This is a genomic window from Pseudomonas sp. K2I15 (assembly GCF_002204795.1).
Classification (GTDB): Bacteria; Pseudomonadota; Gammaproteobacteria; order Pseudomonadales; family Pseudomonadaceae; genus Aquipseudomonas.
The window spans coordinates 72,904-95,251 of the sequence record NZ_NIXO01000002.1; the positions used below are offsets into that span (position 1 = coordinate 72,904).

The 22,348-nt window shown below is 61.6% G+C and carries 17 protein-coding genes, 1 tRNA gene and 1 pseudogene; 4 read left to right on the forward strand and 15 right to left on the reverse strand.

The window, feature by feature from the left end:
* Positions 1-9: 9 nt before the first annotated feature.
* From CEC48_RS02520 to CEC48_RS02560, 9 genes are all read right to left on the reverse strand, one after another.
* Complete coding sequence (locus tag CEC48_RS02520) at positions 10-1,482, reverse strand: amidase (RefSeq protein ID WP_176438649.1); 1,473 nt, start codon at positions 1,480-1,482, stop codon at positions 10-12.
* 18 nt (positions 1,483-1,500) lie between these two features.
* Complete coding sequence (locus CEC48_RS02525; RefSeq protein ID WP_088422300.1) at positions 1,501-2,745, reverse strand: MFS transporter; 1,245 nt, start codon at positions 2,743-2,745, stop codon at positions 1,501-1,503.
* 9 nt (positions 2,746-2,754) lie between these two features.
* Positions 2,755-3,687, reverse strand: a complete 933-nt coding sequence (locus CEC48_RS02530) for a transporter (protein ID WP_088422301.1) — start codon at positions 3,685-3,687, stop codon at positions 2,755-2,757.
* A gap of 69 nt (positions 3,688-3,756) precedes the next feature.
* Positions 3,757-4,749: a helix-turn-helix domain-containing protein gene (locus tag CEC48_RS02535; protein ID WP_088422302.1), complete on the reverse strand. Its 993-nt coding sequence runs from the start codon at positions 4,747-4,749 to the stop codon at positions 3,757-3,759.
* Positions 4,750-4,874: 125 nt separating this feature from the next.
* Positions 4,875-6,647, reverse strand: coding sequence for an acyl-CoA dehydrogenase (locus tag CEC48_RS02540; RefSeq protein WP_088422303.1), 1,773 nt, complete (start codon positions 6,645-6,647; stop codon positions 4,875-4,877).
* A gap of 42 nt (positions 6,648-6,689) precedes the next feature.
* Positions 6,690-7,931, reverse strand: a complete 1,242-nt coding sequence (locus CEC48_RS02545) for a thiolase family protein (protein WP_088422304.1) — start codon at positions 7,929-7,931, stop codon at positions 6,690-6,692.
* The gene (locus CEC48_RS02550; RefSeq protein WP_088422463.1) at positions 7,928-9,802 is read right to left on the reverse strand and encodes a feruloyl-CoA synthase; all 1,875 of its coding nucleotides are present in this window, start codon (positions 9,800-9,802) and stop codon (positions 7,928-7,930) included. The genes CEC48_RS02545 and CEC48_RS02550 overlap by 4 nt, the downstream gene beginning before the upstream one ends.
* A 62-nt stretch (positions 9,803-9,864) precedes the next feature.
* Entirely contained in the window at positions 9,865-11,313 is a 1,449-nt protein-coding gene (locus tag CEC48_RS02555; protein WP_088422305.1) for an aldehyde dehydrogenase, read from the reverse strand.
* Positions 11,314-11,421: 108 nt separating this feature from the next.
* Positions 11,422-12,252 carry a p-hydroxycinnamoyl CoA hydratase/lyase gene (locus CEC48_RS02560; protein WP_010567568.1) on the reverse strand — a complete coding sequence of 277 codons (831 nt, stop codon included), beginning with the start codon at positions 12,250-12,252 and terminating at the stop codon, positions 11,422-11,424.
* A 214-nt stretch (positions 12,253-12,466) separates the two neighbouring features.
* Between CEC48_RS02560 and CEC48_RS02565 the strand changes: the two genes are divergently transcribed.
* A complete protein-coding gene (locus tag CEC48_RS02565; RefSeq protein ID WP_088422306.1) occupies positions 12,467-12,955 on the forward strand; it encodes a MarR family winged helix-turn-helix transcriptional regulator in 489 nt (162 codons plus the stop codon).
* 21 nt (positions 12,956-12,976) lie between these two features.
* Here CEC48_RS02565 and CEC48_RS02570 read toward each other — a convergent pair whose 3' ends face one another.
* On the reverse strand, positions 12,977-14,299 hold the full coding sequence (locus CEC48_RS02570; protein WP_176438650.1) for an OprD family porin: 1,323 nt from the start codon (positions 14,297-14,299) through the stop codon (positions 12,977-12,979).
* A 308-nt stretch (positions 14,300-14,607) separates the two neighbouring features.
* On the opposite strand from CEC48_RS02570, the gene mhpT reads away from it, so the two are divergent.
* Complete coding sequence (gene mhpT, locus CEC48_RS02575) at positions 14,608-15,837, forward strand: 3-(3-hydroxy-phenyl)propionate transporter MhpT (RefSeq protein ID WP_088422307.1); 1,230 nt, start codon at positions 14,608-14,610, stop codon at positions 15,835-15,837.
* On the opposite strand, the gene CEC48_RS02580 is transcribed toward mhpT, so the two are convergent.
* From CEC48_RS02580 to CEC48_RS02590, 3 genes are all read right to left on the reverse strand, one after another.
* Positions 15,834-16,781, reverse strand: a complete 948-nt coding sequence (locus CEC48_RS02580) for a transporter (RefSeq protein ID WP_088422308.1) — start codon at positions 16,779-16,781, stop codon at positions 15,834-15,836. The two genes, mhpT and CEC48_RS02580, sit on opposite strands and share 4 nt — an antisense overlap.
* Positions 16,782-16,862: 81 nt before the next feature.
* On the reverse strand, positions 16,863-17,630 hold the full coding sequence (locus CEC48_RS02585; RefSeq protein ID WP_088422309.1) for a coniferyl-alcohol dehydrogenase: 768 nt from the start codon (positions 17,628-17,630) through the stop codon (positions 16,863-16,865).
* A gap of 57 nt (positions 17,631-17,687) precedes the next feature.
* Positions 17,688-19,163: a benzaldehyde dehydrogenase gene (locus CEC48_RS02590; RefSeq protein WP_088422310.1), complete on the reverse strand. Its 1,476-nt coding sequence runs from the start codon at positions 19,161-19,163 to the stop codon at positions 17,688-17,690.
* A gap of 270 nt (positions 19,164-19,433) precedes the next feature.
* Here CEC48_RS02590 and CEC48_RS02595 point away from each other — a divergent pair, with 270 nt between their 5' ends.
* Together CEC48_RS02595 and CEC48_RS30825 are read left to right on the forward strand one after the other, a co-directional pair.
* Positions 19,434-21,206, forward strand: a complete 1,773-nt coding sequence (locus CEC48_RS02595) for a sigma-54-dependent Fis family transcriptional regulator (RefSeq protein ID WP_088422311.1) — start codon at positions 19,434-19,436, stop codon at positions 21,204-21,206.
* A 142-nt stretch (positions 21,207-21,348) separates the two neighbouring features.
* A pseudogene (locus tag CEC48_RS30825) lies at positions 21,349-21,501 on the forward strand (integrase); the annotation flags it as partial.
* 82 nt (positions 21,502-21,583) lie between these two features.
* Here CEC48_RS30825 and CEC48_RS02605 read toward each other — a convergent pair.
* Positions 21,584-21,670 (reverse strand) — tRNA-Leu (locus tag CEC48_RS02605).
* Between the two features lie 354 nt (positions 21,671-22,024).
* Positions 22,025-22,312: a helix-turn-helix domain-containing protein gene (locus CEC48_RS02610; RefSeq protein ID WP_088422312.1), complete on the reverse strand. Its 288-nt coding sequence runs from the start codon at positions 22,310-22,312 to the stop codon at positions 22,025-22,027.
* Positions 22,313-22,348 lie beyond the last annotated feature (36 nt).

The window sequence follows — 22,348 nt, forward strand, 5'->3', positions numbered from 1 at the left end:
AATGACGGATCACAGCCGTGAAGACGGCCGCTGACAAGCATTGATTGGCGGCACCCGACCACGCCAGGGTTGAGCACGCTCAAGCTGTGCGGCAAGACCCAACAACGTACTTTCCTCGCCAAAGCGCCCGGCAAAATGCGCGCCCATCGGCAGGCCGCCGGCGCTCCAATACAACGGCACCGACATCGCCGGCTGACCGCTGGCGTTGAACAGCGCAGTGAACGGTGAGTAACTGTGGAAACGCTCGATCAGTTCTTCAAGGCTCATGCTGTCGTCTTGCAAATCAAGTTCGCCAATGGGTACCGGCTCACGTGTCAGGGTCGGCGTCAGGATCACATCGTAGTTCTGCATGAACACCGCCAACTGCCGGCCCAAGGCATGAATCCACTCAACCGCGCCCGCATATTGCGCGCCGCTGACGTCGCCCTTGCTACGCAAGATAATCCGCGTGCGGGCTTCCAGTTCTTCAGGCTGCACCGCAAACCCGCGCATCTGGCCCAGCACGTCGACATAGTGACGAGTACTCGCGCCAATGATGGTAAAGACCTGATCCAGAAACTGCGGCAACGCCACCGGCAAGCTGACCGGTTCAACACGGTGGCCCAGGGACTGGCACAATCTGGCAGCCTGGCGCACCGCGCCCAGGCTCTCAGTCGAGGTCGACCAGGGCCCTAGTTGCTCAACCAGCCCGATACGCAGTGGACGCGGATCACGCTGCACTGCCGCGACGTAAGGTAGCGTCTGCACTGGCGCAGCGTAAGGCGCGCCCAGATCGATCCCCGCTGTCGCATCGAGCAACGCCGCGCTGTCACGCACCGATAAGGTGACAGCATGCGGTGTACCCATTCCGGCCCAGCCCTCTCCGACCATCGGCCCCGAAGGCAGCAGCCCACGGCTCGGCTTGAGCCCGAATACCCCACAGCAGGAAGCTGGAACCCGCAATGATCCACCGCCGTCGTTGCCGTGGGCGAAAGGCACTACGCGTGCGGCAACCAGTGCGGCTGCCCCGCCGCTGGAGCCACCCGCACTGTGAGCCAGGTTCCAGGGGTTGCGCGTGGCGCCAAAACGGCTTGATTCGGTGGAGTAAGAGGTACCGAACTCCGGGGAGGTGCTGGTCCCGACAATCAAGCAACCCGCACCTCGCAAACGGGTCACGATTTCAGATTCAAAATCTGCCCGAAAACCTCCAAGCGACTGCGAGCCATTGGTCATCGCAGCCCCATTGACCGCAGAGAACAGGTCTTTGATCAGCGTCGGTACGCCGGTGAAAACACCGTCCCTGGACGTCGACTCGCGTGCCGCCTGACGCGCCGAGTCGTAAAGCCGTTCGGCCACCGCGTTAAGTTGCGGCTCAACCAGTTCAATACGATCAATGACCGCTTCAAGTAACTCGCCGGGTTGCACTTCACCGCGCTTGACCCACTCGGCCAGACCTGTGGCGTCTTCACTGTCCAGCAAGTTCTGGATGTCTTGCATACCCATGCTCCTAGTCCCTATAAATTACGAATGACTTGATCCAACAACCGTGACAATGGCTTTGCGTCGCGCCTGCACGCCGGCCAGTGCCCAAACCAAAGCCGAGGCAAAGCTGGCGACCGCTAACCACTGGATCGAATGGCGCAGGTCACCCGCAAAGGCACTGATCAGTGCCACCACCAGCGGGCTGACAAATTGGCCAAAATACAAAAAGGCAGTGAACCCACCCAACCCGCGCCCTCGGGTTTTGGCAGTCAGGGCATTCATTACAGGGGCCATCGCATTGGGCACCAAAAGCCCGGCACCCAGACCGTGGATAAGCACCGCCACCAACACCTCGTTGTAGCTTTGCGCGCGCATCAGCAGCCACAGCCCGAGCCCCAGCATTGCCAGCAACAGCGCATTACAACCGGCGACACCGATGCGTCGGCGCAACAGCGGCCACATCAGCGACCCGCCCAAGGTTGCCAGCAGGCTCAACCCAGCCGACAGCCCGATCAACGTGCTCGAGGTGACGTCCAGACTGACCAACAGAATCGGGGCCTGAATCGGTACGATAAAACTCAACACCATCCCGCTGAGGACCAGCATGTACCCGATGATCAGAGGCAACACAGCGACCGTTCCTGTGTCGGGCTCCTCGAACGGTTGCTTGCCGGTTGCAGGCTCCCATAACACTTTTATCATCACCGGGACCAACAGCAGCGGCAGCAAGTAGAGCAAGAACGGGAGCCGCCAGGAGTGCTCACCCAACGCCCCGCCGACGACAAAAAACAGCGAACCCACAAGGCCAATGGTGACCACTTGGCGATTGACGTAGCGCAGCCGTTCCTCGCCCCGCCAATAGTCTGCAATCAACGTGGCGCAACAGGTCATCACCGCCGCTTCAGCGCAGCCGAACAGCAGGCGTACACCCACAATCGCCGACAAGTTATCCAATACTGCCGGCACCGCTCCCAGCAACGCATACAGCAGGGTTGCAATCACAAGTAACGCCTTGCGTCCAACCCGATCGGCCAGCCACCCGGCCAAGGGGGCGCACAAGGCAATGGCCAGTGCCGGCCCGGTGACGGCCAATGGCACCAGCAAATCCGCCTGGGGATTAAAGGGGCCAAACTCGGCGCCGAGCTTGGGCAGGATCGGTGCAACCATCACCGAGCCCATGATGGTCAGGCTGCTGCCAAGCATCAGTACCAGCCCTTCACGCCGCCCACTGGCTTGACGCGGCGAAGACAGGGTCGCGGGTAAAACAGCGTGTGATTGATTCATAACACCTCCTCAAAAACTTTGAGAAATACGCAACGCCACGGTGTAGCCCTGGGCACGGTTTTGCGCGTCGAACTCCTTGTAGGCGTGCAGCCAGACAGGTGGCAGCCCTGGTTTGAAGTAACTGACTGCGGGGCCGACAGCCAGCACACGCGCGCGGTTACCCGTTTCAAGGTCAGGCGCATTGTCATCGGTGAACTGGCGGTAGTAGTAACCACCCACGCCCAAGGTCCATGGCCCTGCGTGCTGGCCCACCGCAAATTCGTGCCGGTACTCAATACCGCTTTTGTAATCGGTGGCGTTGTTACGTGTATTGATGTCGGCTTCAAAGCTTGAAGACACCTCGAAGCCGCTGTCACTGATATAGGTGGCGTTCAGTATTGGCGAGAAGGTCCAGTGATTCAGGCCCGGGGACACCAGGCGATTCTTGTCGTAGTCACCGGTGGGGGCCTGAATTTGGAACTGCGTATTGATGAACAGATTCGGTGACACGTTCCATTGCAGGATCAATGGCACAAACTGCACGTCGGCCAAACGGAACGGATCGGCTTCCAGGCTCAGCGGCCCTGCGGGCGTGGGTACTTTGATTGAAGCGTCCATTTTGAAGAACGGCACGATAACGCCAAACCCATACTTGGCGCCCAGGACAGTGTTATCCGTCATGCGCATGTAAGCGACGCCGATGGACAGCACATCCAGGGAAAAATGATTATCGACTGAGCGCCCTTCACGGTCCTTCTGAACATTGGCCGAGTAGAACGCGGTTCGCAGACCCAGCGTGCCGAACGGTGTCGCCGGGGGCGACATACCCGCACCAAAATCATAAACGCCGACGGCGGTGGTTGGAGCGCCGCCTTCAGTACCATGAGCGCTGGTGCAAAGACCCACCAGCCCCAAAGTAATCAACGTAAATTGTCTGATGTTTGAGTTGTTTTTATGGTTCATCGAATGCCCTCCCATCCCGTTGGTGTAGGGCCATCCTAGTAAGCAGAACGTTGAGCGGGTTATCCGATTTCAGCAGAGTTCAGTACGGCGTAATGTCTGCGAAGGGCATTCACCGAACAGAGTGCGATAGTCACTGGAAAACCGGCTCAAGTGCCAGAACCCCCACCGTGCGGCGACTTGCTGTACGCCATGCGGTTGAGTGCTCGTACGCAGCTCACGGCGCACCGCATTGAGGCGCAATGCACGCAGATAAGCCACCGGATTGATCCCCAGGGTTTCCTGGAAACAGTACTGGAGTTTGCGGCGACTGGCGCCGATGTGATTACACAGGTCAAGGATCGACAGCGGCTCGTCGATATGAGCCAGCGCATACTCACGCGCCCGATCGACCATGCGCTTGCGCGCCGTGGGACTGAGTGCCGGCGCCGGATCCGGAGCGACCAGTTCAAGCACATGCAGCATCACTGCATCGCGAATACCTCGGCGGATTGAGTCATGGCCCAGCAGTACATCGCATCCTTGTTCACCCTTCGACAGCTCGTCGAACAAGGCAGCGAGCTCCGTTCGAACAGACGAATTGCCCAAGCGGTAACACTTGGGAAGATCGGTAATTTTAAAGTGACTGCCCTGGCACTCCAGCACATGCTCAAGCGCGCGCTCATCAATCGCCACACCCATCAAGTCAAGATGCTGCGGCGTGCTCAGTTCGGGCAGGTTGTCACCGTGAGCAACCAACATGCTGAGCTCTTGAATGGGATGCCCCAAGCAAAAAACCGGGCCATGGGCGCTCAACGGGATGCTGAAGGTAATGGCGCCTTTACAGGCCGCGCCGCTTTTGGTCATGGCCTGATTAGAGCGGTCGCGCACCACCCGCATCCCATCTGCACGAAACTCAATCAGCTCGCCTTCGAAGCGTCCAGGTGTTAACTGATCGTAACGAACCTGCCATCCCTCCATGTTCTGCGCGTGTTCATCAATGTCATTCGTGACAAAACGCCGGATCGGTAGTAGTGGCAAAACAGGTGCTGGGGGCGGTGCTTTCTGCACATTATTATTGTTCATGGGCCCAACCTTTATCAGTTCACCAGGGTGCGTGCCTCTGGTTATGCAAACGTCATTCCGATCATGCCGATGAACTGTCACTTGTGCCGAAATGGGACAGTCCACACGGGGTGGCCTGTCCCTTTTCAGACAAACGCCAGCGTTTCTCGAGCGCCCTCTATCGCCACCCGATGCTGGGCCACCCGGGATGGCAGATAGTTGAAAAAGAACCTGGCACTTTGCAGTTTGCCAGCGCGCAGCGGATCATCTTCGGGTAGCGCCCTGGAGACCCGCGCGGCCCGTGCCCAGGCCAGGGCCAGCAGCGTCACACCGCACAACTGGAGGAAATCCCCAGCGGCCCGATAAGGGTATTCACGGTCCTCGCGGGCACGTTCTCGTATGTCGTCAACCACGGTCGCCAGCACGTCGCACAGGGTGCCCAGCGCAGCGGCAAAGCCAGCGCATTCGGCGCATTCGGCGCATTCGGCCCATTCGCCGCCCTGCCCGGCCTCATCATGCAACTGCGCCAGCAGCAGCCCGAAGGCACGGCCCTCGTCCCCCAAAACCTTGCGCAACAACAGGTCATTGGCCTGAATCTCATTGCTACCCTCGTAGATCATCGCGATGCGGCTGTCGCGCAGGGTCTGTTCGATAGCGAACTCGGCGACGTAGCCGTAACCGCCGAACACCTGCAGGGCATTACTCGCCTGACGAAACCCCTGTTCGGTAAAAAACGCCTTGATGATCGGCGTCAGCAACTGCGCCAGTTGGCTGGCCTGCTGCCGCGCCAGCGGGTCCGGGTCATGCTCGGCTTGATCGAGCAAATGCGCCGCCCAATAGCCGATGGCTCGCATCCCCTCGCTGGTGGTGCGTAACTCCAGTAGCACCCGGCGAATGGCAGGGTGATAAAGAATCGGATCCGCCACCTGAGCCACCACCCCGTCGGGGCGCAGCGGCGCGCGCATCTGCACCCGCCCGGCAGCATACTCACGGGCATTCTGCCAGGCCGCTTCAACGTGCCCCAGGCCTTGCAGGCCCACATGCAGGCGCGCCGAATTCATCATCACAAACATCGCTGCGAGGCCCTGATGGGCATCGCCGATCAGCCAGCCTTGGGCACCGTCGAACACCAGCGAACAGGTGGCGCTGCCCTTGATGCCCATCTTGTGTTCGATGCCGTCGCAACGCACGCTATTGGCGCGGCCATCGTCCAGCTGTTTGGGTACCAGGAACAGCGAAACCCCGCGACTGCCCGGCGGCGCATCGGGCAGGCGCGCCAGCACCAGGTGCAAGATATTGGTCGTGAGGTCGTGCTCACCGCCGGAGATAAACAGCTTGCTGCCACTGAGACGATAGCTGCCGTCCTCTGCAGGTTCGGCGCGACAACGCAGCAAGCCGACATCGCTGCCGGCTTGAGGCTCGGTCAGGCACATGGTGGGCAAGGCCTGGCCACTGACGATTTCGGGCAGGTAGCGTGCCTGCAGCCAAGGGGCGGCGTGGGTCTTGAGGCACAGGTAAGCGCCATGGGAAATGCCGGTGTACATGGCCCAGCCGTGATTGGTGGCGTAGAGCATCTCTTGCAACGCTGCGTCGAGCAGTTGCGGCAAACCTTGCCCGCCCAGTGCCTCGGCGCACGCCAGTGCAGGCCAACCACCGTCGACATAGGCCCGATACGCCTCGGCAAAACCGTCTGGCGTGCAGACCTGGCCCGCCGTCCAACGGCAGCCCTGACGATCACCGCTGCCGTTCAGGGGCGCCAGCACGCCCTGGCTGAAGCGCCCCGCTTCTTCCAGTACCTGCATGGCCAACGGCATGTCCAACGCCTCGAACGCCGGGCTACGGCTCCACGCCTGGGGCGCTTGCAGCCAATGTTCAAGCACAAATTGCATGTCGCGCAGGGGCGCCTGATAGCTCCACATGGGAAACCTCATCGAATAAAAACGAGTAACACCGCTGAAACCTCAGGCGCGATACGCCGGGTTCTCGATCAACAACGCCATGCCCTGCCCGCCGCCCACACACGCAGCGGCAATCCCGTAGCGCAGGTTGTTCTGGCGTAATTGTCGGGCCAGGGTCATGACCAGACGCAAGCCGGTGGCGGCCAGCGGATGCCCGAGCGCGAGGGAGCCTCCCTGGACGTTGAGCCGGGCGCTGTCCAGCTCCAGCTCCTGAGCCACCGCCAGCACCTGGGCCGCCTGGGCTTCATTGATCTCGAAACGGCCGATGTCGCCCAGGCTCAACCCGCTGCGTTGCAACAGCAGGCGGATCGCCGGCGCAGGGCCAATGCCCATGAACTCCGGGGCCACACCCACCACCGCGCTGGCCAGCAAGTGCGCCAGGGCCGGACGCGTGCAGGCCGAAGCCCGCCCCACCAGGGCTGCCGCTGCACCATCAACCACTGCGCAACTGTTGCCGGCGGTTTGCACGCCATCGGCGTGCACCGCGCGCAAGCGTGCCAGGGCCGCAAGGTCCGTGGGCCGTGGGTGGCTGTCCTCGCTGACGGCACCGGCCCGGCGGGCCAGGGTGATGCCCCTAGGCTGATAACCCTCAAGCTCAAACACCTGGTTATCCACCGTCACGACCTCTTCAGCCCAGGCCCCTGCACACTGCGCCTGCAACGCTCGCTGATGGCTGTCACAGGCATAGCGGTCCACCGCCTCGCGACTCAGGCCATAACGCCGTGCAAGGTTGTCGGCGGTGGCAATCATGTCCAGGCCCGGGGCCGGGTCGTACAGCGCCTCCCAAAGAAAATCCTTGAACTGCACTTCGCCGCCGAGGCGAAACCCGTCCCTGTGGGTGTAAGCCGCAATGGGGTTGCGCGACATCGATTCACTCGCCACACACAGGGCCAGTTGCACGTTGTCACGCAGTTGTTCAGCGGCCTGGCGCAACAGCTCGAAACCGGTGGCGCAGATGCGCTGCACACCCAGTGCCGGGACCGATTGCGCCACACCGCTGTACAAGCCGATATGCCGTGGCAGCAAGTAGGCATCGAAGCTGGCCTGGGCCATGGAGCCCGCCAGCACGCTGTCCACCGCCACGGGATCGACGCCCGCCCGGGCCAGCACTTCGCGCCCGACCTTGATTCCCAGGTCGATGGGCGACACCTGGGACAGGGCGCCGCCGAGGTCGACCCAGGGCGTACGAACCGCCTCGAAAATCGCCACATCGGCAAACGCCGAATACTGCCCCGTGCTGCTCAAGGCTTGGGCCCGGCACGCAGGATCGTGGCGTCTTCACCGCGATACAGCGCCTCGACCTTGGCCGCACGCCATTGCAATACGGCGCGCTGGTTGATCGAACCTTTGTCGGTAATTTCCCCACGGTCGATGGACGCCGGCTCATCGAGCAAGGCAATCCACTCCAGGCGACTGGCATTACCGGTGGCCTCGCGATTGAGTCGCTGCAACCAGTTGCCGAACCATTCACGCACCGGCGCGCTGGCCAACACGTCGGCGTCGCTGGCCTCGCTATTCAAGCCCGCCAGCCGGCGGCACTCGTAGAGCCTGGGGAACACGAGCGCGCCCAGGCACTCGCGGTCCGGCGCAGCAATCACCAGGTCCTGAACATAGGGCGAGCCTTCAAGCACCGCGCGATTGCGCAACGGGCCGACGCTGACAAATACCCCGGAGGACAGCTTGAAGTCTTCGGCAATTCGCCCGTCGAACATCAGCCCCAGTTGCGGCTGATGCAGGTCGGCGAGCTTGATCGCGTCCCCCGAACAGTAGAAGCCCTGTTCATCGAACACTTCGGCGGTTTGCTGCGGTGCCCGCCAGTAACCCGGCATGATGTGCGGGCCGCGAAAGCGCCCTTCGAACTTGCCGTCCACCGGCACCAGGCGCACCTCACAGCCTGGCGCCGGCAAACCGATATAACCGGCCATGGACAACGGCCCGGTAGTGAAGGTGCAGGACGGTGCGGCTTCGGTCATGCCCAACCCGGCCATCATGCGGATGCGTTCTCCACAGTGCAGCTCGGCCACACGGTCGAGGCGGTCCCAGACACTTTGTGAAAGGCCCGCGGCGGCGAAGAAGAACAATGTCATTCGCGCAAAAAAGCGCTCGCGCAACTCGGTGTCCTGTTCCAGCGCATTGACCAGCTCTTCCCAGCCCTTGGGCACCGTCAAGTAGGCCGTCGGCGAAACCTCCTTGAGGTTGCGCAGGGTCTGGGCAAAACCCTGGGCCGTGGGTTTGCCATCATCGAGATAAAAGGTGCCGCCGTTGTAGAGCACGATGCCAACGTTGTGGCTGCCACCGAAGGTGTGGTTCCACGGCAGCCAGTCCACCAGCACCGGCGGCTCCTCACCAAACACCGGAAACGTCTGCAACAGCATTTGCTGGTTGGCGCAGAGCATGCGCTGGGTAGTAATCACCGCCTTGGGCAATTTGGTCGAGCCGGAGGTAAAGAGAAACTTGGCGATGCTGTCAGGGCCGGTGGCGTTGAACGCCTGCTCGGCCTCAGCACCACCCGGCGTTTGCAGCAGGCTGGCAAAGCTCACTTGAGCGCGCCCCGGCACTTCACCGCGCACGGTAATCAGCGGGGTCTCAGCCGGCAATACGGCGTCGATCGCACGCTGGTAGGCCGCCGCATCGCTGACGAACACCAGCCCCGGTTGCAGCAGATCGCACACATGTCGCAGCTTGGCGAAATCCTGGGACAACAACGAATACGCCGGCGACACCGGGCAATAAGGAATACCGGCGTACATGGCGCCGAGGGCTATCTGCAAGTGCTCGATGTCGTTGCCCGACAGCAGCGCCAATGGCTTGTGTGCAGAGAGCCCGTAACTCAGCAGACTCTGGGCAATCGCACGCACGCTTTCGAGCATCTGTGCATAGCTGACACGGCGCCAGTCACCGTCGGCCTGTCGCGCGGCGATAAACGTCTGGTCGGGCCGCACCTGGGCCCAATGCACCAGACGATCAAGCAAGCGCGCCGGCAACTCGGCCAGGGGCTCCAGGGAGCGCATATGCAGCACGCCGTGCTCTTCAGTGACCGCCACCGGTGCGTGGCCGATGGAGACCTCGCGGTATCGCGGTGCGGGCTGGGGTTGCGGTCTGAATTCGGAACTCACAAGGATGTCCTCCATCAAGGCGGATCACAGCCGCCTTGTTATTGTTATGTCGCAACGCCTGCTCAGATCGGGTAATGCCGTGGCCCGTTCTGCAAGGTCACCCAGCGCAATTGCGTAAAGTGTTCAATCGAGGCCTTGCCGCCAAAACTGCCGTAGCCACTGGACTTGACTCCGCCAAACGGCATCTGCGCCTCGTCATGCACGGTCGGGCCGTTGATATGGCAAATGCCCGATTCCACCTGCTGCGCCAGTGCCAATGCACGCCCGGTGTCGCGACTGAAGATCGCTGCCGACAGACCGAACTCGGAGTCGTTGGCCAGGCGCAGCAGTTCTTCATCACCGTCACCGCGCAGCAGCACCGCCACCGGCCCGAAGGACTCTTCGCGGTACAAGCGCATGCTCGAGTTGACGCCATCGATCAGGGTCGGCTGCAGGATGCTGCCGTCCAGTTGGCCGCCCACCACCAGCCGCGCGCCCTTGGCCAGGGCATCGTCGATCAGGGCCTTGATGCGTGTGCCAGCGCTGGCGTCTACCAGTGAACCCAGTACCGAATCCGCCGCAACGGGATCGCCCGCGCGCAGGGTCGCGACCTTGGCCGCCAGCTTTGCGGTGAACGCATCGGCGACCTTGGCATCGACAATCAGGCGCTCGGTGGACATGCAAATCTGGCCCTGGTTGAAGTAAGCCCCAAAGGCTGCCGCCGCCACCGCAGCATCGAGGTCGGCGTCGTCGAGCACCAGCAACGGCGCCTTGCCGCCCAGCTCCAGCAACGCCGGTTTGAGGTGGCGCGCCGAGAGTTCGCCGACAATCCGCCCCACATGGGTCGAGCCGGTAAAGTTGACGCGACGCACGGCCGGGTTGGCGATCAACCGCTCGACAATCGCAGCAGCATCCGCCGGGGCGTTGCTAATGACGTTGACCACACCATCGCCAAGGCCGGCATCCTGCAGTACCTGGCCAATCAGGCGATGCACCGCCGGGCTTAATTCCGAGGCCTTGAGCACCACGGTATTACCGCAGGCCAACGGCATGGCGATGGCGCGAGTGGCGAGGATCACCGGGGCATTCCACGGCGCAATACCCAGCACCACACCGCAGGGCTGACGCAGGGCCATGGCGAAACTGCCGGGGACGTCTGAGGGAATGACCTCGCCCGTGATCTGGGTGGTCATCGACGCCGCTTCACGCAGGATGTTGGCCGCCAGGCGCACGTTGAAGCCATACCAGTTGGCCATGGCGCCGGTCTCGCCGGCTGCGTCTATGAACTCGGCGCTGCGCGCCTGCAATTGCTCGGCAGCGTTGAGCAAGCGGGTGCGGCGTTCGTTGGGCGCCAGCGCCGCCCACATTGGGAACGCGGCTTGGGCGGCGGCGACGGCAGCGTCGGCATCTTCCAGGGTGGCGGCGGCAACCCGCGAGACCACTTCACCGGTCACCGGGTTGCGGCGCTCAAAGGTTCGACCGTCGCGGGCGGCGCACGACTGGCCGCCGATCAACAGGGGCACGTCCAGCATGGTGATTCCTCTTTATTGTCTTTATCGGGAATGCAGTGCAGCGGTGTAACAGTAGCGCCCGCAGGCGGCAGCGAACAGCGGGATGCGCCCGCTACTCACCTGCGTGCTTCAGCGTTTGTAAGCCTGAAGGCCGGGCTTGATGCTCTTGTCGTCAAGGAACTGCTTCATGCCTTGCTCGCGACCGCCTTCGGTGTCGAGCAGGCGCGACTGATCGAGCTTGGCGTAGAGGTAATCTTCGTTCTGCTCCCAGGTCAGCTCACGGCAACGCTTGAAGCCATGCTTGGCCGCACGCAGCACCACCGGGTTTTTCTCCAACAGGTTGCGCGCCAGTTCGATGGTGACTTCCCGCAGCTGGGCCAGGGGCACGCTCTCGTTGACCAGGCCCATTTCGGCGGCTTTTTGCCCGCCAAAGGTCTTGCCGGTCATGATGTAGTACAGCGACTGGCGATGGCCCACGGTGTCGGCCATGGCCTTGCTCACCAGGTTGCCCGGCGGGATGCCCCAGTTGATTTCCGAGAGGCCGAAGGTGGCTTCGTCGGCGCAGATCGCCAGGTCGCACGCTACCAGCGGGCTGAAGCCACCGCCGAAGCACCAGCCATTAACCATTGCGATAGTGGGCTTGGCGTACATGCGCAACAGTTTCCATTGCCATTGCGAGGCTTCACGACGGATTTTTTCCTGAAGGATTTCCGGGCCGGCATCCACTTCGCGAAAGTATTCCTTGAGGTCCATGCCGGCGGTCCATGCCTCACCCGCACCCGTCAGTACCAGCACGCCAGCCGCCGGATCCTGCTCGAGGGTTTCCAGTACGTCGATCATTTCCCGGTTCAGGGTCGGGCTCATGGCGTTGCGTTTTTCCGGGCGATTGAGAATGACCCAGGCAATGCCTTCCTCGATCTCTACCTTGACGGTGGTCCAGCGGCCTTCGTAATTGCTCATGGTGGTTGCTCTCTTGTTCTTGACGTGAAGATGATTCGAAATTAAACCGCAAATATAGTTATGTCAATTAACTATTAATTCGCATAACCAATATTTTCGTAACGTAAAACCTGCGCTGTCCCGGCGTTGCGAAAAACCGGCATAGCCATGGCTCGCCAACCCCGGCAAACTAGATAGCCTTCTTAACCTCCACCTTTTGAGGATTGCACTGTTAATGGCCAAGCCTTCCAACATCGCCGACGCCAGCCAGGCCCTGCCCGACAACGCCCAGGCACGGGCGCCGCTGGATTCAGCCCTGGACGAATTGATCGGCTACGCCATGCGTCGCGCCCAGCTCAAGCTGTTCCAGAATCTGATCGGCCGGCTGTCGGACCACGACCTGCGCCCCGCTCAGTTCTCGGCCCTGGCGATCATCGACCAGAATCCCGGCCTGATGCAGGCCGACCTGGCACGCGCCCTGGCCATTGAGCCGCCTCAAGTGGTGCCCTTGCTGAACAAGCTGGAAAGCCGCGCCCTCGCGGTGCGGGTACGCTGCAAGCCAGACAAACGCTCCTATGGGATCTTCCTCAGCAAGACCGGCGAAACCCTGCTCAAGACGCTCAAGGAGATCGCCGCCCAGAGCGACCTGGATGCCACCGCAGCCCTGGACCTTCAGGAGCGTGAAGAGCTGCTGCGCTTGCTGAAGAAGGTGTATCAAGACTGATCCGCGCCCATCGCGTGGCGCCTACCAGAGCGCCACGGTGTAGAGCACCAGGAAGCGGGTCTGGTTTTCATCGCGAAACGCCGCACCGCCAGGGAAGTCATTGCGGTAGATCGATTTGCGCGCCATCAGCCCGACGTTCTTCAAGGGGCCGCTCTGGATCACGTAACCCAGTTCCATCTGGAACTCGCGCTCCTTGCGGTCCTCGGCATTGAAAGCCGCCAACTCGATATTGTCGCCGCGCACGTACCGCAACCGGCCCTTCAGGCCCGGTAAACCCGATGCCGCAAAGTCATAGTCGTAGATGGCTTGCCAGGTGCGCTCTTTGGCGTTGAGAAAGTCCGAACTCATGGTCAGTTCGCTCATGCCCATCAGCTCGGTTCCCGAGATATAGGGCGTCGCCGTGTCCCCGCTGGAATGCATGTATCCCAAGCTGAACCGGTGCTCGCCAAGGCGGTAGCCAAACAGTGCCGAGAGGTTGCGGTTATCCACTTTCCCGGCCTTGGCGCTGCCGTCCTCGCGACTGAAGAAACTGCGCAGATCGCTGGTCAACACACCGTCGCCCACTGGCAAGTTATGCAGCAGCGCGAAGGTGTCCTGCTGGTAGAGGTCCGCCACTTCGGCGTGATAGGCGCGCAGGCTGAGGTCCTTGTTGACCTGATAATCGCCCCCGACGTACGCCAAGTGCGAGGTGGTTGCCGTGGCGTTGAAACGCCGGTTGGGCGAGGCAATGGTCATCGCCTGATAGTCAGTGGAATCACGCTTGTTGATACGGTCGATATAGCCGGTATTGAGGGTCAGGCCATCGATGTCCTTGGAACTTAAGGTGGTGCCGCGAAAAGTTTGCGGCAGCAGGCGTGAGGGGCTGGCAAAGGCGAACGGCAGGAAGATCGACACGTCGCCGGTCTTTACCGTGGTTTGTGCAAACCGCAGCTTGGCGGTGGGCGCCAGGCGTGAGTACTCATTGGCGGCGCGCTTGTCGCTGGCCGACACCGGCAATAGCTCGGTGCCGCTGCGGTCCGGCGAAGAGTCGAGTTTGACCCCCATCAGCCCGCGCACATCCAGGCCAAACCCCAGGGGGCCAGGGGTGTATCCCGACTCCATGTTGACGATAAACGCCTGGGCCCATTCCCGCGCAGCGGTCTTCGCACCGTCGTCCTTGTAGTCGCGGTCCAGATAGTAATTGCGCAGGGTCAAGGTGCCGTGGCTATCGTCGATAAAGCCCTCTGCCCATAACTGGGTAGGCAAAGCGCTCAAGGCCAGCAACGCCAGGGCCCAGCCTGGATTGCTGTTCGACACACAGGAAACTGACGCAGCCGCAGCGGCGTCCGCAGGGTGTTTTCGCATGTTCGATGTCCATTTTTTGTTGTTGTTTTTGGGGTGACACACGCTCGGCGCAATCGGCCTGGCGAACAAAGAATGGAAACAGCCGACGGCTCTCGTCAACTGCCAATGACCGATAATCGAACATTAATAAAGCTATCTATTTTTTTATTGCACATTGATCTACATATCAACCAATTGTTTTTATTGATTTTATTCGTATTTTTTTGCCATTCTTATACACCATTCATTTTTTAGTTATCTTTGTTATCTTAATCGCCAGCAGCCGATCAGGCGTGCCACCACAACAAAAACAACAATGAGGTTTGCCCATGAACAGTCCATCGCGTCGTTCGACGCTGACTATCGCGTTGTGCTTTATCGTTGCGCTGATCGAAGGGTTCGATCTGCAGGCCGCCGGAACCGCCGCCGCGGGGTTGCGCCAGAGCTTTGCCCTGGACCCGAAGATGCTCGGCTGGGTATTTAGTGTCGGGATCATCGGCCTGCTGCCCGGCGCGTTCTTCGGCGGCTGGGTTGCCGACCGAATCGGGCGCAAGAAAATCCTGGTCAGCGCCGTGCTGCTGTTCGGGCTGTTCTCCCTGAGCACCGCGTTTGTCGAAAGCTACTCGAGCTTGCTGTTGGTGCGTTTTCTGACCGGCCTGGGCTTGGGTGCGGCGCTGCCCAACCTGATCGCCCTGTGCGCCGAAGCGGTGAGCGAACGCAACCGAGGCACCGCCATCAGCGTCATGTACTGCGGCGTACCGCTGGGTGGCGCATTGGCCGCCGTCGTGGCGATGTTTTCCAGTGAGCACTGGCAGACTACTTTTATTATCGGTGGCCTGGCGCCCTTGCTGGCCGTGCCGCTGATGATCCTGCTGCTGCCTGAATCCAACGCCTTTCGCCAACAACTCGAAAAACCCCTGAGCCTGCGCCCCTCCACCCGCCAAGCATTGTTCGGCGAAGGTCGCGCACGCACCACGCTGGCCTTGTGGCTCAGCTACTTCTTCACCCTGACGGTGATGTACATGCTGCTCAACTGGTTGCCTTCGTTATTGCTGGCACAAGGCTTCAGCAAACCCCAGGCAGGCATTGTGCAGATGCTGTTCAACATCGGCGGCGCGCTGGGTTCGCTGCTCGGCGGCGTGCTGCTGGACCGTTGCAATGCGCTCAAGGTGGTGCTGTTCGTGTATGCCGGGTTGTTGGCGGCGCTGGCCGGCGTCGGCCTGTCGGCCGGCATCGTGCCGATGGCTATTGCCGGCTTCGCCGCCGGGTTGTTTGTCATGGCCGCGCAACTGGTGCTCTATGCTTCGGCGCCGCCCTCCTACCCCACCGCCGTGCGCGCCACCGGCGTCGGTGCAGCCGTGGCCATCGGCCGCTTGGGCTCGGTGGCCGGGCCGTTGGCCGCCGGGCAACTGCTCGCCGCAGGCGCCGGCACCACGGGGGTACTGCTGGCCACTTCCCCCGGGGTGGTGATCGCCGCACTGACCATCATCAGCGTCATGGTGCGTACAGCGCCGCTGAACCTGCCCGGCCTTGGGGCTGCCCGGCACACGAAAGCCTAGAGCTTGTGCAGCCAATTGAGCACCAGCTTGTTGCCCTCGGTGCGGTTTTCGGCCTGCTGCTCAAAGTAAGCGTTCACCGACAGTACGTTTTCCTTGTTGAAGGCGTAGACCAGGCCTGGGCCAATGGCCCAGACCTTTTCCCGACGCCCGCTGACGGCGTGCCCGTCCACCTCGGTGTCAGTGATCTGCTTCAACCAGTACCCATTCAACCCCACGCTCAGTTGTTGGCTGAGGGCGTATTGCACGGTCAGGTTGGCATGCAGCGCCTGCCCGGCCTGTGTCGTGGAGACATCACCGAAGCCCGCTTGCGGGTCATCGTTCTTGCCGTTCCACAGGTACATGAAACGCCCGCTCGCCGACCACTTGGGATTGAACCAGTACGTCGCCGCGTAATACGGGTTGAATGACCAGAAGTTGCTACCCGGATTGATTGAGCGGTTGCGGTCGTAGGCCCCCACCGGAATCGATACATCGGCCTCGACCCGCTGGGTCAGCAGCGGGCTGCCGTCGGCCCGGGTCAGGGTTGGTAATTGCAGGAACGGGCCAACAATCAGATCACCAAAGCCGGCGCGGGAACTGAGTGCTGCGTTGTGCAAACCATCGTCGACATCAACGTGGGCCAGCGACGTATTGATCAGGGTGAAACCCGGCATTGCCCCGTTCGCCAGGGGTTGGCCGACATAGATGATCTGCGTGGTGGGCGCCACGACTTCCAGGTCCTGCTTGGGCAATGCCAGCTTGTTGCCGTTGGCATCATTGAAACGGCTGGCGCGGGAGTACGTCAGGTATTCCTCCAGGTACCAGCCAGGGCCGGCGGGTGCCGGTGAACCGTCGTAGAAACTGGTGCTGCCCAGGTTGAGTCCGGGTAAGTCATAAGCGTAGGCAGTCGATGAGAGTGCGACAAAAGTCATGGCCGCAACTGTCCGCAAGATTGGCTTGAGCATCTTGTAAGTCCTGTATTTTTGTTGTTGTTCAAGACCCCCGGCGCGGTGGGTCCGCGCCGGGGCTTACCGCTGTTGCAACCGCTACACGTAGGTGGCCGCCAAACCGCCGTCCACCGGCAAGTTCACGCCATTGATCCAGCGCGCGGCGTCCGAGCAGAGGAAGGCGATCACGGCTGCCACCTCATCGGCCAATGCCGGACGGGTCATGCGCTGGCTGTCCTGGGCCACCCGCTCCGGCCCGAGCATGCTGACGAAATCGCCGAGAATCGGCGTAAACACCGGCCCCGGCGCGACGCAGTTGATGCGCACCGAATGATCGCGAAACCAGCCCTGGGATTGCTGGAAGCTCCAGACGATCAGCGCTTCCTTGAAGTACTGATAACCCGTGGCCTGCTCAACCGGGTTGGCTGCCAGCCACTGCTGCCCGGCCCCAAAGCTTTCTGTCGCCGCCAGCGCTTTGTGCAGTTCCAGCCGTTGCGGCCACTGCGCGCCCAGCACCGAGGCGACGTTGACGATGCTGCCGCCCGCCGGCATGCGTGGCAGCATCGATTGAGTGAGATGACGCAACCCCAGGTAATTGACCTCAGCCACGGTTTGTACCGGCGCCGTACCGGGCACACCGGCGATATTGCACAGCCCGTCGACCCGCGCCGGCAGGCGCGCCACCAGCGCATCGATGCTCGCGGCATCGCTCAGGTCGGCATGGAAAAAGCCATCCAGGGTCAACTGCGGTTCGTGGCGGTCCACACCGATCACCGTGGCGCCCTGGAAGCGCGCCAACCGCGCCACTTCCGCACCAATGCCCGAAGCCACACCGGTGACGATCAAGGTTTTGTTGTACAGGTTCATGTTCAAGCCCTCTTATTTTTGTATAGGCATGCGTGTATCAAACCCATGAGCCAGGGCTCAGAAGGGATAGATCGGTGGCGTATTTTTCACGGTGACCCATTGCCACTGGCTGTACTCGTCCCAGTCGGCCGGACCACCCACACTGCCGCCATTGCCGGATGCGCCGCGCCCGCCAAAGGGGTTGATGCATTCGTCGGCCACGGTTTGGTCGTTGATGTGCAACAGGCCGCAGTCAAGCCGCTCGCCGATGGCCATGGCGCGCCCAACCGACGGCGAGATAATGCCGGCCGACAGGCCGTACTCCGTGCGATTGGCCAGTTCGATGGCTTCCTCGTCCGTGGCAAAACTGACCACCGTGGCCACCGGGCCGAAAATTTCATCCTCGAACGCGCGCATGCCCGGGCGCACGCCACTGAGTACGGTGGGCTGGTAGAACAGCTGGTCATATTCGCCTCCCGCCTCCAGCCGTGCGCCGGCCTGCAGGCTGTCACTGACGATCTCGTGCACGCGCTGCAATTGGCGCTGGTTGATCAACGGGCCGAGCGCCGCTTCACCCCGAGCGGCATTGCCCACGGTCAGCGCCCGGGCCTTGTCCACCAGCTTGCGCGTGAGGCTTTCGGCGATGGACTCATGGGCCAGAATCAGCCCGGTCGCCATGCAGATTTGCCCCTGGTGCAGCCAGGCGCCCCAGGCTGCGTTGCTCGCGGCCAGGTCCAGGTCGGCGTCTTCGAGAATGATCAACGGGTTCTTGCCGCCCAGTTCCAGCGCGACTTTTTTCAGGTGTCGCCCGGCAACCTCGGCGACTTTGCGCCCCGCCGCCGTGGACCCGGTGAACGCGATCATCCGCACATTGGGATCGCGGCACAGCGCCTCACCGGCCGGCGCGGCGCCGGGCAACACGTGCAGAAGGCCCTTGGGCAAGCCCGCCTCTTCGAATAACCGGGCAATGATGAACCCGCCACTGACCGGGGTCTGCGGATCGGGCTTGAGCACCACCGCATTGCCTGCGGCCAGGGCCGGCGCCACTGAACGCAGCGACAGCACCAACGGGAAATTGAACGGGGAGATCACGCCGACCACGCCATGGGGCCGGCGCCGTGCATAAGACAGGCGCCCTGCCGCACTGGGCAACACCAGCCCATGGGGTTGGGACAACAGGCCTGCCGCCTGGTGCAGCAGCACAATCGCCTCGCGCACTTCGTGTTCGCCCTTGAACAGCGCGCCCCCGGTTTCCCGGGCGACATACAACGCCAGTTCGGCGAATGACTGCTGGGCCAAGTCGGCAGCCTTGCGAAAAACCTCGGCACGCTCCCGTGGGCCGAGTGCGGCCCATGCCGGCTGGGCCAGGGCCGCGCTACGGCAGGCGATAGCGATGTCGGCCGGCTGGGCCATGGCGCAGCGCATCAGGGGTTCGCCGGTGGCGGGTTCGATCACCGGGATCACGGACCCCGAATCGGGTATCCAATCGCCGTTGAACAGGCATTCGGACTCAATGGCCCGTTGTAGAAAGTGGGTGGTTTCAGACACTGACATGGCAACTCCCGGTTCTTGTAATTGTCATCGTCTGCACACTGTGCAAACGCCGCATCAAGCCTTGAGCAAAGGCTGTGCCGCTTGCGTACAGCGGCGCTGACATAAACCGGCGCAAGCTCTGGAACAAGGCCTGCAGCGCGCAGCTCACACGCGGCCCACCGATTGGTTGCAAAAACCGCGGGCGTGCCACTTGTCCAATTGATAAGGTTATGTTTAATAACTATCTCAGCAGTTACTCATATCGTTCACTCGCTTTGCAGGGGCATAACAATGACTAATCCCCACAGCTCGCTGCCCGACGACCGGGCCGCCACCGCGCCCTACCATCCTCGGGGCGACAGCCGCCAACTCAGCGACAGCAGTTCGCCGACGCCGGCGGAACTGACCGACTGCCTGTTCTTTTCTCCCGAAGATGGGCGCATCTGGCTCAACGACCAACGCATGCTGTTGCTGCACAGTTCCTCGTTCGGCGCCCTGCGCGGGGAGGTCATCGAGCGCCTGGGGCTGGAGCAGGCGCGCGGCCTGTTCACGCGCACCGGTTACGCCTCGGGCGCGCGCGACGCGCGGCTGATTCGCGAACGCTGGCCACAGGCCGATGCCGCCGCGGTGTTTCGCGCCGGGACGCACCTGCACACCCTGGAAGGCATGACCAAGGTCGAACCCTTGCACTTCAAGTTCGACGCCGACTCAGGGTTCTACGAAGGCGAGTTTCTGTGGCACCACTCCTGCGAGGCCGACGAACATGTGGGCGCCTATGGCATCGGCCAGGACCCGGTGTGCTGGACTGAGACCGGCTATGCCATCGGTTTCGTCAGTGGCCTGTTCGGGCAAATGGTGATTTTCCGGGAGACGGAATGCCGTGGCATGGGCCACAGAAGCTGCCGGGTCATCGGCAAGACGGCCGAGCAATGGGGCGACGTCGAGCAGGACCTGCGCTACCTGAATGTGTCCCAGGCCGTCACCGGCCCCCTCGTCGCCCCCGCGCCCGACAACCCGCTGAGCCCCAGCGCCAGGGTCAACCAGCCACAGGCGTTGATTGGCGCCAGTGCGGCCTTCAATGCCGCGACACAAGCCTTGCAACGGGTCGCGCAGACCCCGGCAACGGTGCTGATCAGCGGTGAGTCCGGGGTGGGCAAGGAGATGTTTGCGCGCCAGTTACACCAGCTCAGTGATCGGCGCGACAGCCCCTTTGTGGCCCTCAACTGCGCAGCCATCCCGGACAACCTGATTGAGGCTGAGCTTTTCGGCGTCGAACGCGGCGCGTATACCGGCGCGACCCATTCACGACCTGGACGTTTTGAGCGTGCCCAAGGCGGCACACTGTTTCTGGATGAGATCACCAGCCTTAGCCTGGGCGGGCAAAGCAAGTTGCTACGGGCCTTGCAGGAACGGGAAATCGAACGGGTTGGCGGCGTGCGCGGGATCAAGGTGGATGTGCGAGTAGTGGCCGCCACCAACATTGATCTACGCAAAGCTGTTGCCGACGGTACATTTCGCGAAGACCTGTTCTACCGGCTGAACGTCTACCCCATCGCCCTGCCACCGCTGCGCGAACGCAGGGATGACATCCCGCTGCTGATCAACGCCTTCCTGACGCGCTTCTGCCAGGAATACGCGCGAACACCGGTGGGCCTGACCATGCGCGCCCTGAAAGTCTTGCTGCGTTACGACTTCGCGGGCAATGTGCGCGAGCTGCAGAACCTGATCGAGCGCGGCCTGATCGCCAGTGATGAAGGCCAGGCGATTGACCTGGTGCACCTGTTTCGCAACGAACCCATGCCAGCAGATGCCTATGGCCTGGACGACCACGGCAGCCTGTCAAACACCGGGCTTCATGCAGCGCCCTCGGTACCCCGTGCGGCAATGCTGGAAACCCTTAGTCAGTTGGACCAAGGGTTTTCCATCGAAGGCCTTGAATCGCGGCTGATCAATGAAGCGCTGCAACAGAACTCAGGCAATCTGGCTGCCGCGGCCAGGCTCGTGGGGTTGAGCCGTGCTCAATTTGCCTACCGCTTGAAGAAGCATCAGCGGCGCAAATGTTGATCACTACTGGACCAACTGGGACCTGGCTAACATAGGCTCGATGATCGCCATCGGCATCCTGACGGATCGTCGCGACATCTATGAAGAAGCCGTCCTTCGTAAGCGCTCCATGAACCCCACATTCAAAGCCGCCAAGTGATCCCGGATGCGCGACTTGCGCGCCAAGGCTGGTACCGACAAGGCGCAATCCAGCGCAGACACCCTACAAGCGAGGGATCAACTTGGGCACACCACCTTGGTGATGACCGAGAACTACATTCGCAAACGGGTAGGCAAAAAGGTTGCGCCAACCTAGTGAGTTGCGGCGCAACGTTTGAAATTGCGCAGCGGAAACAAAAAGGACCTGCCTGATAAATCATGCAAGTCCTTGAATATGATGGTGCCCGAAGCCGGAATCGAACCGGCACGCCCTTACGAGCGGGGGATTTTAAGTCCCATGCGTCTACCAGTTTCGCCATTCGGGCGGTAGCGCTATACAGCGAGCCAAGCAGCTTCAAAAGCCCTTGAGCGGTGCAGCAGGCTAGGGAATATATAGATCCAGCCCCCTCGATGCAAGGTCGGGCGCGGGCTTTTTCAAACAAACCAGCTGCGCCCCGGCAAACAAAAAAGCTCGCCAGATCAGTGATCTACAGATTTCGGCAGCCACAATGGGCGACAGCGGCGCCGACCGCTTCGCCATGTACAGCAATTAAACCGAGGCACCCTAAGAAAAATAGGTTATTACCGCAATAACCACTGAAACCCAAACCAGGGTCATCAAAAACGACAGCGCAGCCAACGTTTTGCCCATTTGCCTACTCGCCCCGATGAAAACCGCTTCAGTGGATCAACTCTTTTGCCTTCTCCAGGCACTCCGTGGCGCTGTCCAGTGCTTCGGCGGCTTTCGCCGAATCGGCATTGTCATTTTTGCTGCGTTTGCCGGTGATGACAAACAACACATCGATACCTGCCGCGGCAATCAGCGCCAGATAATCTGCGCGCGGAAAACGCACGCCGTTTTCATAACGGCCCTGGGCATTGGTTTCAACGCCCCCGACCTTGCCCAGCGCCGCTTGAGAATAGCCAAGCCTGACACGCTCTGCCTTTAACCTTGCGCCAATATTCATGAAGAACCTCCTTGGTGGGACCGTGAATACGATACT

What these genes read in the sequence shown, in the direction of transcription:
- CEC48_RS02590 (WP_088422310.1), bottom strand. Translation starts at nt 19,163, where the DNA reads ATGTCAGTGTCTGAAACCACCCACTTTCTACAACGGGCCATTGAGTCC.
- CEC48_RS02530 (WP_088422301.1), bottom strand. Translation starts at nt 3,687, where the DNA reads ATGAACCATAAAAACAACTCAAACATCAGACAATTTACGTTGATTACT.
- CEC48_RS02595 (WP_088422311.1), top strand. Translation starts at nt 19,434, where the DNA reads ATGACTAATCCCCACAGCTCGCTGCCCGACGACCGGGCCGCCACCGCG.
- CEC48_RS02580 (WP_088422308.1), bottom strand. Translation starts at nt 16,781, where the DNA reads ATGCTCAAGCCAATCTTGCGGACAGTTGCGGCCATGACTTTTGTCGCA.
- CEC48_RS02555 (WP_088422305.1), bottom strand. Translation starts at nt 11,313, where the DNA reads ATGCTGGACGTGCCCCTGTTGATCGGCGGCCAGTCGTGCGCCGCCCGC.
- CEC48_RS02560 (WP_010567568.1), bottom strand. Translation starts at nt 12,252, where the DNA reads ATGAGCAATTACGAAGGCCGCTGGACCACCGTCAAGGTAGAGATCGAG.
- mhpT (WP_088422307.1), top strand. Translation starts at nt 14,608, where the DNA reads ATGAACAGTCCATCGCGTCGTTCGACGCTGACTATCGCGTTGTGCTTT.
- CEC48_RS02610 (WP_088422312.1), bottom strand. Translation starts at nt 22,312, where the DNA reads ATGAATATTGGCGCAAGGTTAAAGGCAGAGCGTGTCAGGCTTGGCTAT.
- CEC48_RS02570 (WP_176438650.1), bottom strand. Translation starts at nt 14,299, where the DNA reads ATGCGAAAACACCCTGCGGACGCCGCTGCGGCTGCGTCAGTTTCCTGT.
- CEC48_RS02565 (WP_088422306.1), top strand. Translation starts at nt 12,467, where the DNA reads ATGGCCAAGCCTTCCAACATCGCCGACGCCAGCCAGGCCCTGCCCGAC.
- CEC48_RS02520 (WP_176438649.1), bottom strand. Translation starts at nt 1,482, where the DNA reads ATGGGTATGCAAGACATCCAGAACTTGCTGGACAGTGAAGACGCCACA.
- CEC48_RS02540 (WP_088422303.1), bottom strand. Translation starts at nt 6,647, where the DNA reads ATGTGGAGCTATCAGGCGCCCCTGCGCGACATGCAATTTGTGCTTGAA.
- CEC48_RS02525 (WP_088422300.1), bottom strand. Translation starts at nt 2,745, where the DNA reads ATGAATCAATCACACGCTGTTTTACCCGCGACCCTGTCTTCGCCGCGT.
- CEC48_RS02535 (WP_088422302.1), bottom strand. Translation starts at nt 4,749, where the DNA reads ATGAACAATAATAATGTGCAGAAAGCACCGCCCCCAGCACCTGTTTTG.
- CEC48_RS02585 (WP_088422309.1), bottom strand. Translation starts at nt 17,630, where the DNA reads ATGAACCTGTACAACAAAACCTTGATCGTCACCGGTGTGGCTTCGGGC.